This window comes from Nocardia sp. NPDC019395, from assembly GCF_040632335.1.
Taxonomy (GTDB): domain Bacteria; phylum Actinomycetota; class Actinomycetes; order Mycobacteriales; family Mycobacteriaceae; genus Nocardia.
Map to the genome: position 1 here is coordinate 88,226 of NZ_JBEYBT010000009.1, position 14,877 is coordinate 103,102.

A 14,877-nucleotide genomic window follows, 5' to 3' on the forward strand; every position below is an offset into this window, starting at 1 on the left:
GCAGGGCCGACAGCGCGTCCACAACACGCCGATGCGGACGAACAGGATCAACCTCGAACTTCCGGACGTCCTCCAGGCTCCTGCCCGCAATACGCACCAGATCCTTCACGAACATGCCGCCCGCGCCGACGGCCGGTATCTCCTCCGCAAGCTCCCAATTCAGCAGCTCCAACACCAACCGGCCACATTGGTTGGCAGTATGCCCCGCCGCCCGCTCACCGGTCGCCCCCTCGGGCACAGACTCATTGTTCGCATGCCCCGATCTCCGCCCGGGGACCACCGCGGCTCCTTCTGGCACGCCGCCGTCACCGACCTCCGGCACCGCCTGCGCAGCGAAACTCGGTGACCTCCCCATGGATTCGATCAACGAACTCAACGCAGACTTCGCCGGCACCTCGGAAAGTTCACCAGTCGGCGGCGCCTTCGACATCTGCGGTGACGAACGGTCCGGATGCGCAGCGGTGCCGTTCTTCGGATCCACGTCGGCGCCGTTTTCTTCCCGGTAGGCGACCAGCTGCGCGTCGGCATTCTGCGCCCAGGTCCGGCCCCCGGCGCCCGGCCTGAGGAGTATCGCGAGTAGTTTCTTCTCCATCAGTGCACGCGGCCCCCACCACCACCTATTCGCCGCCTTGACGGGATCCGCGAGCGTAAGGGCCTCGGACACCCGCCCGGCGATCCGACGGAGATCCCGCACAGCACCTTGTCGCTCATGACCGGGCCACTCCGGCAAGTCCACTCCGGGTGCTTGCTCCGACAGCGCGTCGAGAAGATCCAGGACGGTATTCGCCCCGATGGGTAGCTTTGCCACCAGCGTCTCCACCAGCTGCCGATTCGCGCCTTCCGGAAGCGTTCTGTACTCGAACAGTCCAAAAGCCAGACTCCGCACGATGGCGTTCAACTGACGTCCGGTGCGGATCATCTCTTCGACCGGGAATGCCACACCGACACGGTGCGCGTCCAGCTCGACCGAGGCGCGTTCGACCAGTGTCCGCAACCGTGCGATACCGTCCTCGACGACGAGACATTCGCTCTGTGCCCACGCGACCAGATCCCCGTATTCTTGGTGCGCGACATCCAGTTGTTGCTCCAGGACGCCATGATCGAAATCGACGGGAACGCCGACCAGGCGCGCAACGGCCGTCGCGGCATCCAGATCACCAGATCCACCGTAGGACAGGTCCCTGCTTCGGGGCTTGCCCACAGCCTTGCCGATTTTGCGCGCCAGGCTCTGCGGTTTCTCGTGGTCCATCCCCGAAAACCACTGCGCCAAGACGTTGGGCACCGCGGCACCGCGTGACGTCCCGGGTTGAACACGCGAAACCCGATACCGACCCTGGTCGGTATCCATCGCCAGGGCGATTCCCTCGCCGAGGCCGGGGATCGCGACCGGATATCGGGTGTCGCCGGCTACCTCTTCTGCGTCCGGCACGGCCGAGTGGTCCGTCCAGAGCGGCAGCGGTCGCTCCCGAATCGCCATGCTGTAGAGCACGCCCGCGGGATTATCCGGCCGCCGCAGCTCAGGGTTGTCTCGTGCCAGCTGGTAGCCGAAATCGAGAATATCGGCGCGTAACCGGCCCGCGACGACCTCGTCCCAGAACGGGAGATCGGATTGCCACGATTCGTTCATGTGGTTCAGCGCCGACGGGTCGCGGCGAGCCGCTTCGTATTTCTCCTTCTGCTCGTTGAACTCCGCTTCGTTGCGCTGCCTGCGCCGCGCCTCGTCGGTTTCGGTGTAGAACGCGTCCGTGCCGAGCTGACCCAGCCACTTGCTCCAGCGGGGCGGAGCCTTACCGTCCTGCCGCAGGGTCCAGCACATCGTCAGGTACTGCGATATCAGCCCGGCGACCGCGTCGTCCCATGTCGGGCGGCGATACGGCCCCTCCGCCTCATCTCGGCTGATCGGCCGAGAATGCACGACGCCGTCCGGGTGTGCGGTCACTTCCAGGTACTGGATGTAGGTGCCGGGACGCCACAGCAGGTCGCGGTAGTAGTCGCTGACCAGGGCCAGTTCGGTGACCGCCTCGAGATGCTTCCCCTTCTCGGCGGCTACCACATACAGAAGCCCGATTCCGTCATAGGACACGACTTGGGGGCTGAGTCTGCGGTTCTTGTTCCAGCCATCGTTTCGGCGGAGGCGGCTACTGATCTCGGCGTCGATAACCTGGCTACAGGCCTTTTCTCCGATCGACTCGGTCGGTGCGGGCGACCGCGGTTCGGCTGGGGCGGGCAGCGCGGGCGCTTCGCTCGGTGGTGGCGCGACCGCGCGGCGGCGCGCGGGCAGGTCATCGGTAGCGCCTTCCAGCGCCGCGTTGATCCTGGACATCACATCCGAGTAATAGTCGTCCGAAAAGACCATTTCACGAGCAAGGAACGCGGACAAAGCATTCTGTCGATCGGAAACACGCACCTTGAGGCCGCTGAATTCCTTACTGATCGCGACCCTGGGGTTCCCGAGGGCGGGCACGTGGAGCGTCAGCTCCTGGTCACGCCGGAACCCTGGCCGAGTCACCTCGGGCAGTGGTATCTGACGCAGATAGAGTCGCTGCAGTATCTCCGCGGGATGCCCCGGCCCCACCATCGGGTCTGTCTCCGCCATCCGGTAGCCGATGCCCATGATATTGCCGCGGAGCCGACCGGCGACGATATCGTGCCGGTCGTGAAGGTCGGCCGTCGACTCGTCGTTGACATGGTTGATCGCGGTGGGATCGTGGCGGAGCGCATCGTATTCCGGCTTCTTCGGGTCGTACGCACCCTTGCGGAACCGGCTCGGTGTATCCCTCCTCTGGTAGAAGGCATCGTCGCCGAGCAGCTGTAACCAGTCCTCGAGGGGGTCCGCGGTGGTGCCTGCTTTTCTGGCTTGCACATACCCGGCGAGCAAGGCCGCGCAGGCTTCCTCCCATGTCGGACGGCGATACGGCCCCTCCGCCTCATCTCGGGTGATCGGGTCCAGGTCTACGCTGCCGTTCGGCCGTGGTGTGGCTCGCACGTAGCGGATCGCCAATCCGGGCCGCCACAGGGCATCGGCGAATTCCCCATGCTCGCTCATCAATTCGTTCAACGCCGCGACATGCTGGTCACGCCGCGCCACCACGAACAGCTGGTTCTGCTCCGGGAACCAGACGACCCGACCGGTGAGCTGCTCACCACCCGGGTTTCCGGCAAGCTCTTCCTCCAGCGCGCTTTGGATGGCGGCGGCGACGACCTCCGGGTCTGGATCTCGGGAGGTGCCGACCCGGAACTCCAACTCCTCCCGCGGTGGCGCTACCCCCGGCAGATCGGCAACCAGTGTGCCCTGCCCATCCGCGAATGCCACCACATACGCGACCTCCGCACCGTTCAACTCCGCCGGCACGGGCGCATTCAGGTCGACCTCCGGCGAGGCCGAACCCGACAACCCGGGATCCTCGACCACCACCGCATCACCACGACGCACCACCCGGAACACATGGCCAGGAACCGGTCCACCACCGGGAGTCCGCACCGCAACCAGCATCGATGCGCCCTCGCGCCCCAACTCTTCCTTCGATTCGGCCAGTCGCTCGAACTCGCGTACCGCACCCACATACGGGCCCTCCGCGCCCAGGCCTACCCTCCGAACTTCTCCCTCCGGCACCAGACCGTTGTTTACTCGAGGCAACGCCGCAATAGTCAACACCGCCCGCAACGGCAGACCGCGAGCCGGAAAATCCTGTGGCAAGAACGCAGCCAACTCGTCCGCGTTCACCCACCCACACTGCTCCAACACCAACCGAGCACACTCATGTCGAACATGCCCCTCCTGCTGCGCACCGGTCGCATCAGCCGGCTCCACATACCCGCCGACACCATCGACATCCACCCCCGCACCGCGGCGACCCATCGGGTCGCCCGCCGGCTGCGCCGGCACACCCCGATTCCGGGCATCACCCACCGGGTCCGAAGGTGTTCCGGGGGCGGCTTCCGCACGCACATCGCCGTCCCCGTGTGCGGAACCGTCCGGATGGGCAGCGGTACCGTTCTCGACATCCACCGTGACCACGAAAACAGGGGAGCCCGCGAACGGCGTGTGCGGCAGAACATGATCGAGATGAGGCTCACCGAAGGCGGCGACGACCGTTTTTCCGGCCGCGATGAGATCGCTGATCTTTTGTGCTGCGAACGCTTGCCGACGTTGGTGGCATGCCTTGGCGATGTGCTGAACCGGAGTCTCCGGCTCGACCCCTTCGAGTACATCCACCGTTTCCCGCAGTAACCAGTCCTCATCCGACTGATTGAAAGGACCGGTTCTCCCTTCTGCGCGGTATCCCCAGACAACGAGCAGCCTGTGGAATTCGGCCACATGGTCTTCGACGTTCTTGGACAGGAGGACATCGGTAGGCAGAAGGAACTTGTACAGGGTGACCGCTTCCGCCAGATGCTCGTCCATATTCACATCTGTTTTTGCCCGCAATCCCTGCGGCATCATACGCAACACATAATACAGGAAAGCCAATTCCCGCCGTTCTCGATACGAGAGTTTCCTACCTTCATAGATAAGGTCGCGGATGCTGTCGATCAATTTCGGAGCCTGGCTTTCGACCCCTTCCTCCAATGTGTCCAGTGCGATATGTTCCGCACCGATTTCGGCACGGAGTGCATGGGCACGGTGAGCCGGGTAGGCCAACTCGTTCCGTGGGCCTTTCATCGCCTCGATCGCGCTATCATACAGACTGACGTCCGGGACTCGCCCCTCGAACAGGAACACCACGTCCGGTGCGGACATTTCACGGATCTTGTCGATCTCGCTGTCCACGGTGTTGATGAACGCTCGTGAATGCACATGTTCAGGGTTGCTGTAATGCACGGTCCCGAGAAGAAGGCTGTTACCGAAGCGCACTGCCCGGTGTGGCCTGGAGGATTCCTCGTCTACGACTTCATCGGCATCTCTGGTGGCGATTCTGAGCTGGGCCGCCGAGCGACCTCCAGGCTGCTCCTTCAGAGAATTGAGCATCTGCCAACATTTGTATTCATCACGCAAATCGTCCAACGTGAAAGCATGACCACGCAGACGGAATTTTCGGCGCTGGTCATCCAGATCGAACAGATCGACCGGGTCGATCCCCACGCCGCTCCGCCTGAGCATTTCCGCCCGCTCGCCATACAGCAGGCTGCCCTTCTCGACCGATTCGACAGAGGGCCCGTATTCGAACTTTTCGAATATGATCGGCGACCTACCACTGATCTCCAGCGCCCAGTTCATCAGGGCCCGGGAAACCCGTTCGTTGTCGTCGATCCGGCCGCCGTCGAAAGGCCGCACCGTATCGAACCGGCGTTTCAATTCCGCGGCGAGCCGATAGGGATCACGTTCGGTCCGGCGTGCAGCGTTGTACCAATCGCACACCGATCGTTGCAGTTCCGCGCGAACCTCGGCCGCGGTGGTGAAAACCCGGACCCCCGATATCGCGCTGTCGACCCCCTTGGTCCCCAGTGTCCAAATTTCGACCGCGGGGTCGTCCCCTTCCTCGCCCCGCGTGTCCCGGGCACCCGATACCTCTGGTGCGGGAGTGAGATCCCCGCCTCGTTCCGGAGTCGTGAATTCGGTCAGCTTCTTGTGCAAGTCGACCAGGAAATCCACGGTCAGTTCCTGATATTCCGCGGCACAGAGGCGGGCACCGAGATCCTCCGCCAACATCTCTGGGCCGCGCACCGATTCGGCCTGAGGGTGGCCTGCGATAACGGCCATGGACACTACGGCCGGCGGTGTAGTCAAGCTGGCCACCAGAAGACGCTCTGCCGCGCTGTCCACTCCCAAGGCCCTGAACCGCTCGTCGATCACAGTTGAGATCGCCCCGTCGGCTGCTGGAGTCGTCGCCGTGTCGTGGGATGCTTCGCTCCCGTGCGGCGGGGGGCCGAAGTTATGCGAAACGGCGCGGTAGAGATCACGTGCCCCCGGGCTGTGGTAGACCGATTCGTCGAAGAGGTGGACACCGGCCATATCCAAGCCCCGGAAGAACTCATACGTCGTATGGTGCTCCGGGAGCATAAGACCCATCATCGAGGCGATGAGGTCCCGTGCGGGCACATCCAGCCCTATCCATTCGAGATAGCGCCACAGCCGGGTCGCGGTACCGGAGACGCCTGTGATACTCGACAGTCCACGCCCCAGCACCAACTCGTGATACTGAGGGTTTTCCGGATTCAGTCCGGCATATGCCATTCCCGGTCGGAGTGGCAGTTCAACGATGTATTCGGACGAATCGAGCTGCGCGGCTTCCTCCGGAGTGACCTCGTCGACACGGTGATACACCTGGATCGTGTCGACGATACGGTGCCCGTTGCTGTCCAACGGGTACCCGCCGTGCTCGTCACGCACATAAATGGCCTTGCAGTACTGAACGCTGGGATCGCGCTGCAATATGAAATCCAACGCCTGCTCGTCGATGCTCCCGTCAGGACGGCGGGGAATCCCCGAGTGTGGCGCGATCTTCTTGATGACCAGTACGTTCATCGTTCCGGAGAATGCCGCGAATTCTCTCGGTGAGAGCTTTTTACCCAGCAGCTCGAATTCCCGCGGTGTGAGCTGCCGGCGACGTTGCTCGGTCTGATTGCGCACAGGTGCGAAGAGGTGGCGTGAAACGTACTCGCCTTCGAACACGGCGTCGGCGATGGGATCGCGCGCACGGAGGTATTCGACCAGAAGGAGATCCTCGGCGGTGATCGTCTCGCCGGGTTTGTCATTGCGGATTGCCGCGACCACGGGCTCGAGCGATGCGACATTCAGCCCTGCCGCGGCCGCGGCGGCTCTCCAGTCGGGCTGATCGAGTATCCGCGCGATACCCTCCAGCACCGTGGTCCCCGCACGGTCCTGCTCCTCCAGTTCGGCATTTCGGATCAGCGCATTCTGCGCGGCGGACCACAATTCGCGCAGGTTCCCCTCGCGCTTCAGCTCGGACAGCGGCACCTCGTCCGAGACGACGCCGCCCCATCGCAGCCGCTGAATCGCGCCGAATGCGGCGCGCCGCTGCGCCTCGGTCGCGGTCGGATGCAGGCGTTCGTCGACAGCCCATATCCGATCCAATATCTTTGCCGCTATCGCCTTCAGCTCCGGTTGCTGGTTCAGATACCGCCCCAGCTCGACATCGGTCCAGCGCAGCTGCCATCCGGTGCGGGGGGCGGAATCGGTCGAACCGACCGGTGCGCGAGGCACCTCCGGCGGCTCCGACAACCCGAGCCGATGTGCATAGGGTCCAAGTAACTTCCGAGGACGCTCGGCCGGCCTCGGACCGTCACCATCGGGATCGCGTCCGAAGGCTCGATCGTCCGGGAACTCCGGCGCCAGATCATCGCCGGGCACCTCCACTATCTCCTGGTTCTCGACCACCACCGCCCACACCCCGGTCGGTACCGCACGCACCTGACCCTGCTCATCACGCTCCCCCACCCACTTGTCGAAATCCTGCTCTTCGCGTCCATGACCCGGACGCACCACAACCCGGCCGCCGCCCTTGTGCACCAACAACGCCGCATGCCCCATACCGGAGTCGTCATACACCTCGAACAGCACCGCGGCAGCATCCTTACCGCGGCGGGCCAGCTCTCGAACAACCGCATCCCTATCGGTGAAACCGGTCGGTCGTCGCTCCCTCAGCGCGGCGACAATCCGGCCGCCGGACGCGCCATCCGGCCCCACCACCCCGAGCTCATCCCAATTCACCAACCCATCGCCTTGCACCTCCTTCAGCTCCTCGAACGCCACCGGCACACAATCGTTCACACCGGTGAAAGCGTCAGTGGCACCGCTGGACTTCTTATCGGTGACAGCCGGATCCTGCTGTCCCCGAGTCGGGGTTGCCGCAGCCCTCCTTGCCGCCTGTTCTTGCAGCCGGCGCACGTCGTGCGGGGTGGGAAATCGCGAGGGCGGGGACACGTCGGCATTGCCCGATTGCGCCGGTCGATCCGGCTCGACCCGATCAGACCGATAGAGCTCGAACCAAACCCGCTTCTGCCAATTCCCCTCGTCGTGCCGCAGCAGATCGACACCCGACCGCATCCATGGCTCACCGGTCCCGTCGACCCGGCCCGGCACGGGAGGCAGATCCTTTTCCGTATCGAGAACCGTTTTCTCATCGAACACGGCGACGCGCAGCAGGCCACCGGTCGTCTCCACCGCGACCTGCACTTTATCGTCGGTATGCCGCAGCGCGTTCTCCACCAGTGTTCCCAGCACGGCCCCGGCGTGTTCGATCTCCGACTGCGGCCAGCCGGCCAGCTGCTCTGCCAGCCAGGACACCGACGCCGCCGTCGACGCCCGGTGGTCGAGGGTGCCGGCCGCACGTCGCACGACACGCTGCGCGCGGTGGGTCGATCCGTCCGCGGCGGGTGCGGTCGAGGCCGCGGGCGCCGTCTGGTTCGAGGTCGGCGGTACTTCGCCGGCCTCGAACCACACGGCGCCCGATTCCGTCATCCACGCGGTCAGTCGCTGCCGCAACTCACTCAGTACGGCGGCAACGCGATCCGGATCCGCACCCAGATCGACATCGCGGAGCTCGACCGTCGCGACACCGGCCACCTGTCGCAGCACCACCGTGACCCGGCCGTGCTCGCCGCGGACCGGGTCGAGTTTCAGTGTCACCTCGAGGCCATCCCCGGACGTTTCCATATTGATGAGGTCTACCGAGAAGCCCCGGCCGTAGCCGATGAGCAACCTCGCGATATCACGGCCGCGCCCCGCGAGCACCTGGTCGAAGGACACCGCCGCGAACTCATCCCGCCACAGCAAACCCTGCGGCGCATAATCCATCGGATCGAATTCGGCGGTATCGAAATCTACGCCGGCCTCGACCAAATCGAAGAGGAGGGTCGCGGCGTTCTTCGGGTCGGCGCACACACTTGTCAACACTCCGGCCATGGGGTCGACGGTGGTGAGCCGTCCCTCGTCGAACCATGCCGTCGCGGCAGCCGCGACACCGGGCCCGTTGCCTTGCCACAGATAGTTGGCGTATGCGTCGGCGTGAGTGGCGTAACTAGCCGGGTCGGCGTGGTCGGCGGTGTAGTAGTCCTGCGGGTTCTGCCCGAGGATGATCGGGTCGCCCGCCATCTCACTGGCGGTGGTGTGTGGCCTGCCGTCCGGCCGTAGGAACGCCGTACCGCGGCGTCCATCAGCAAACTGCCGATCGCGGACCACTCGGAAACGGAACCCCGTAGCTGTCGAACGATGCGGTGGAACGGGACGGCCGGGAACCAGCAGGTCGTATCCGGGCACAGCCACGGTGCCCTCGCCATCGACCGGCTTATCGTGGCCGACCTCCGTCGACTCTGCGCCGGCAGGAGTTTGCGAACTTCCGGGCGCGGCGGGCAGCGGCCCACCGGTGAGCTTCTCCGCGACCAGACGAACACCTTCCCGCTGCAAACCCCGGATCGTCTGCGGGCTCAGCGACATTACGTCCGCGATCTGGGCCATCGTCCACTCCGGCTGGCCCTCCCAACCGAACCGAAGCTTCATCACCCGCTGCTGCCGCACAGAATCCAAGCCGGCCACGGCATCCCAGAACTCTGCCTTGGCCTCCTCGTCCCCGAACGCCGCAAGCTTCACCACCTCCAGCGCGGCGGCACGGGCGAGCCGCGGCTCAACCGCCGTGGCCGAGGGATCACCACTGATGGGCTTCTCCGCGACCCCATCAACGGCCTGGTGTCCCCGAACCCCGGCTGCCTGCCTCGCCGCCGCCTGTTCCTGGAGTCGGCGCACGTCGCGCGGGCTGGGAACCGGAGAGTGCGGGGACGCGTCGGCAGTGCGCGGCTGCGCCGGTCGTTCCGGCTCGACCCGCTCCGATCGATGCGACTCGGACGGGGTGGCTTCGTCGGCTTGCGAAGTTTCGAGGGTACTGGGCAACGGTCCGGTAGTCAGCCACTCCGCCACCTGACGAACGGCTCGCGTCAGCATGCCCGCGACCGCCTCGGGACTTGTGGACATTTCGTCCGCGATCTGCGGGATTGTCGACCTCGCCTGCTCTGTTCGGCCGAACCACAGCCGCATCGCCCACCGCTGCCCCTCGGAATCCAGCCGGCCCACGGCGGCCCAGAGCGCGGCCTGGGTCTTCTCGTCCGCACCGAAGGCCGCGAGCTCGACTACCTCCAGGGCAGCGCCACGGGCGGGCCCCGATACGTCGGTCGCGATCGGCGGATGATCATCAACGATCGCGGTGGCCTCCTCCGGCACATCGTCGCTCTGCTGCGCAGGTTCGGGCGACTCATGCGACGTATCAGGAGTGGAGTCCGGCCGTGACGTGGGTATGTCGGAGACCTGGGCCGGTGCGTTGCGTCCGGCATTGAGAAGCGACGCCGGATCACCGACCGTCTCCATCGGCTTCGCGAACATCGGCACGTCCGCCGGTGCCGGTATCCGGGCAGGCTCGTCAGCCGGCACCGGCTGGTTCTCCGGCGAATCGGAGGGAACCGGCCGCGCCTCCGACGCCTCGGCCCGCGCCGTCTCCGTAACGGCAGGCTCGCCACCGGACAAGTCGAGCGCGACCTCGATCTGCCGCTCAGTGAATTCCACTCGGGGGCCGATTTTCGGAACCGGCCAGGTCAAAGTGCCGGGGTAGGGAGCCCGCAACGCCTCGCCGAGGAAACCCGAATCACCGGGGAGGCCGGCCAGGATCCTGGCAACCTCCGTGTGCTCATCCGCCCACGACGGGCGCTCGGTATGAGACACGGCCGCCAAAGCAGTCAACCGACCGGGGTGAACCAATTCCAGAACCTTCCGCACGGCCTCCGCCGGGGCATTGAACGGCAACCCGACGCCGTCTCTCTCGTACAGGTCCGCGTCTCCCTCAGGTACCGCAATCTGCTCCGGTCCGTCACCCGTGTTCTGCAGCACCGCACCGAAGGACGGCCGAACCGACATATCGCGTTTGCTATAGATCCGGTAGGCCCGATACAACGCGGCCAGCACAGGATCAGCGGCGGCTGCCTCCTTGTTGCTCCGCTCCCCGGGTTGGATAAGCGTGGTCGGCAGTGGATCTCGCGAAGAGTCGCGGGGGTCCGGGCTGAGATCGTAAACACCGTGGTTGGTGAATCTCCAGTACATGCACAACCACTTGACCGCATCAATCACCTCGTCTGAGGCTGCGTCGAAGGACTCAGGACCGGCGGGCATGGCAGCGGTGCGCCCATCACTCTGCGACTGCGCCGAATCCGATCCCGGCGCCCGTTCGTCCGGACGCAGCACGAACCAGCTCGACCGACCCGAGCCGTCGGCCAGAACTCTCGTCCCGGATTCATCGATGCCACTCGGTACGGCCGGGGTTCGCTCTGCGCTGCCGCCGTCGAACACCTCGACCCGCACCGCCCCCGAACGCTGCGATACCACCACCGAGATACGCACCGGACCAGTGGTTTCCTCCACAGACTCCGACACCAGATCCCCGGCCGCAAGCCATGCCGCGCCCAACTGATCACCAGCCAGCAGACCCCAGTCCTGCAGCGCCTCGACCAACCACGTGCCCAGAACTTTCAGCCCATCCACACGCTGCGAAGCCGAAAGGCCCTCCCCACCCAGAGTCAACTCACTGCGCCACAAATCGTCACCGACCAGAGTCCAATCAGAGGCCTTCGCAATCGGCTCGAGTGGGTAGACCTTTCGACTGCTGGGCTGGGTTGCCTCCGACTCGACCAACTCCGCGACATCGAGAACTCGCCCAGGAAAGCGCTCGACAATCGGATCGATGATCATTCGACGCAAACGACGGAAATCCGGATGCCCACGATCCACATCCCGGTAGGCGATATAAACGCTGACGATGTCGGAGTCCGGCATGACGCGATAGCTGGCGGCCGTGACATCGACAACCAGATCCCCGTAGCTGATCCGGAACGAGCCGGGAAGCCCCAACTCCCGATGCATATCCTCGGGCAGGACTCCGAGCTTCTCGAGCACATGCACCTGCAGTGACGCCTGCTGCCTGCCCTCGGCTGTCGTCTCCTCCGTAATGACCGTGGCATCACCCCCGTCCGGTCCGACACCGATCACCAGACCGGTGGGATCGTCGCTGAACGGCTTGAATCGCGCGAGGGCCGCGAACTCCTTCGCCGAATGCTGTACCAACGACCCGCTCAACTTGGGCGGAATACGTGGTCCAGCGCGTGGACCGTCGGCCCGCTGATCCGATAACGGGCCGTCGGAGAGCCCGACATCCGCGGGATCCGGCGACTCCTCCGGTCCTACACCAACCCTGCTCGCCGGACCGCGCTTCCGCTGCACTTCAGTGGCGAGCTCATCGGCATCCACCAGAGCCACGCGACCGTTGACGTCCAGCCCCGCCACATGCACTTCCGCAGACCCCGCCCAGCCCGACGCCAGCCATTCGTCGACCACATCACCGCGTAGCAAACCACCGGCGGCATTGTCGAAGACGACCACTTCACCGATCTCGAAGTCGGGCCCGCGCACCTCGGGAGGCAACGCGTTCAACTTCCTGGCGAAATCCTCATCCACCCTCGCGACAGCAAAAGCGTGACCGAGACCCTTACCCGACCGATCCACACCACCGACCAACACACCACCGTGGTCGTGGACATGCTTGTACATCTTCTTCAGACCGGTGGCTCCGTGACCGAAATGCTCTTCAGCCCAGCCGATATTCATATCGTCGACGAATTCGACCTTGTCCATACCCGACACAGCGATCGACCGGTCGCGCGTATCCTTCGGACGCATCGATACACCCGCATCACCCGGTGCGGCATCACGCACGAACCACTGCACCAGCGGACCACAGTTGAAGAGTCCACGGGAACCGTCCCGCTTGTCGTCTTCGACGTTCAACCACTGCACGACACCGTCACCTTCGGCCGGTGGCGTGGCCTCCTGCCCCTTCCCTGCGACCTCGGGTTCGGTCGTTGTACGACCGAAGCCGGCCCGGGCGGCCTCACTCGTATGGGGATGAAGCGTCCCGGCGAGGCTCTCGATCCCCGGGATACCGGCCGCGCCCGGATCGCGTGGCCCGAACGCGTACGCACCGGCCCCGGGAAGATTCGGGTCCGCCCAGAACCACGTGTCCTGACCGTATGGCCGAGGCGGCGATATCTGCCTCGACCTGCCCGCGAGTTCTCCCAGCACATCCTCGACCCCGGCCGGGTCATCGAGCAACGCAGCGTGCCGCACGGCCCATGCGTCCGGATTCAACTGCTCGTCGAACGCGAAGAACTTCCCCTGATCCTCAGCGCCGCGTCGGTCGCCCTGCGGGTGTCGCGACGGATCGGTGCCGTCACCGCCACCCGTGACGGCTTCCGATATCAGGGTGTATGCGATACCCAGCGGGCGACGCGGCCGGAGCAGATCCTGGAAGCTCACGGCGAAGGCGACGCCCAGCGCCGCATCCTGGTCCAGCTCGCCGACCGGAATCGGTCCCGCCCAGGCTGCGAAATCCGGTACGGTACTGCGGGATTTGGAGAACCCGTCGTAGCCGCGTTGCAGCTCTTCGAGCAGCCGACCCGGTGCGACACGGCCCGCCAGCAGCCGTCCGAACACCTCCAGCGTCGCACAATAGACCGGTCGACCCTCGAACAATTCGAGGTGATCGCCCCATATGGCGTTCGGGAGCAGCGGCGACTCTTCGCCAGGGGTCAGGACGTCTGGATGTACCGCGAGCCCCCGCACCTGCTCGCCGTCGCGGAGGATCTCGAACGGCCCACCATCGGCAGTCTCCCGCACCGTCAAGGAGAGATTCGGGAACATCGCGCCGATCTCGGCCGTGCGCAACGCATCCGCGAGCTCGGTCACAGCCTCGCCGGACAGCTGCGTATCCGATACCGAATCATCGACCCGCACACCCGCCCGCTCGAGACCCGCCAGCGCAGACTCCACGGACACAACAGGCCCGACGGCCTGGCCCTGCTCCTGTGTCGCGGCGCGCTCGCGCTCCGACCAGGCCGCGTGCGCTCGCCGATGGTCGAGCTTCTCCGCCTCTATCCGGAAACGGCCGGTGACGCCCCGGTACGCGACGAGCGCGCCGAGCCGGAATTCGTCGGTTTCGCTGTCGATCAAGGCGGCCAGCTCGTCGTCACCGAGGCCGTCCGTCGACACCCCGTATCCCGCCAGCTCGTCCGATAGGCGGCGCATCGCCTTCTCCAGCGCGAGATAGGCGTCGCTGGGCTTTTCGCCGAGCTCGTCACCGAGGGAGTTCCCCGAGATGGGATACGGCCAGCTCTCGCCGGTGATGCGGCCATACCGCTGAATTTCCGCCAATCGGCCGACCGCGCCGCGCGCGACCGTCTCCGAGAATCCGTACCCCTGAACGAAGTGGCGGAAATCCTCGAGGTCGATCGCGCGAAGCCGCTCCAACAGCCCTTCGTTGATCCGCTTGCCGATCACCGCCAGCACCACCGGCGAGCAGATGCTCGGATCGTCGTCCGGCAAACCCTCGGCGGCTCGCTCGGACGGATCCAGCCCCTCGAGGATTCCCTCGTGGTCGTAACTGATGATCCCCCGCCGCTCGTGGTCCGGCGCGTCCTCGGGCGCGTCCCGGTTCAGCACCAGCGGCGTGTTGGGAGACATCCCGTCGCTTTCCGCCAACACGATGTGCAGCACAGCGACCGGGTCCAGCCAGAGTTCCGAGATGTCCAGGGCCTCGAGGTTCTCCGCACTGTGGTCACCCTCGTTCGGCACGTACTCCACCAGAAGCGCCGGGCCGTACTTGCCTTCCCATTCACGAACTTCGGGCACGACTCCCAGCTGAGCCATTCGATCGAATTCCCACGCGATACGGGCTCTGCGGTTGGTCCCATCCTGCCTGCTCTCCCGGCGAGTCTTGGCCACCGCGAGGGGCCGGCCGAGATACGTGATCAAGTCGACCCGGTCGGGTCCCACGGCATCGTCGAGCCGATCGGGGTCGCCACGCAACGGCTGCCCCTGATACCCGA

Annotated in this window: 1 protein-coding gene (running past both ends of the window); it reads right to left on the minus strand. The window is 65.2% G+C overall.

All 14,877 nt of this window come from inside a single coding sequence — locus ABZ827_RS20725, LuxR C-terminal-related transcriptional regulator (protein WP_357238841.1), on the minus strand. Of the gene's 67,629 coding nucleotides, 39,520 precede the window and 13,232 follow it; the stretch shown corresponds to coding positions 39,521-54,397, spanning codon 13,174 (partial) through codon 18,133 (partial); reading right to left, the first codon wholly in view occupies positions 14,873-14,875. The start codon and the stop codon both lie outside this window.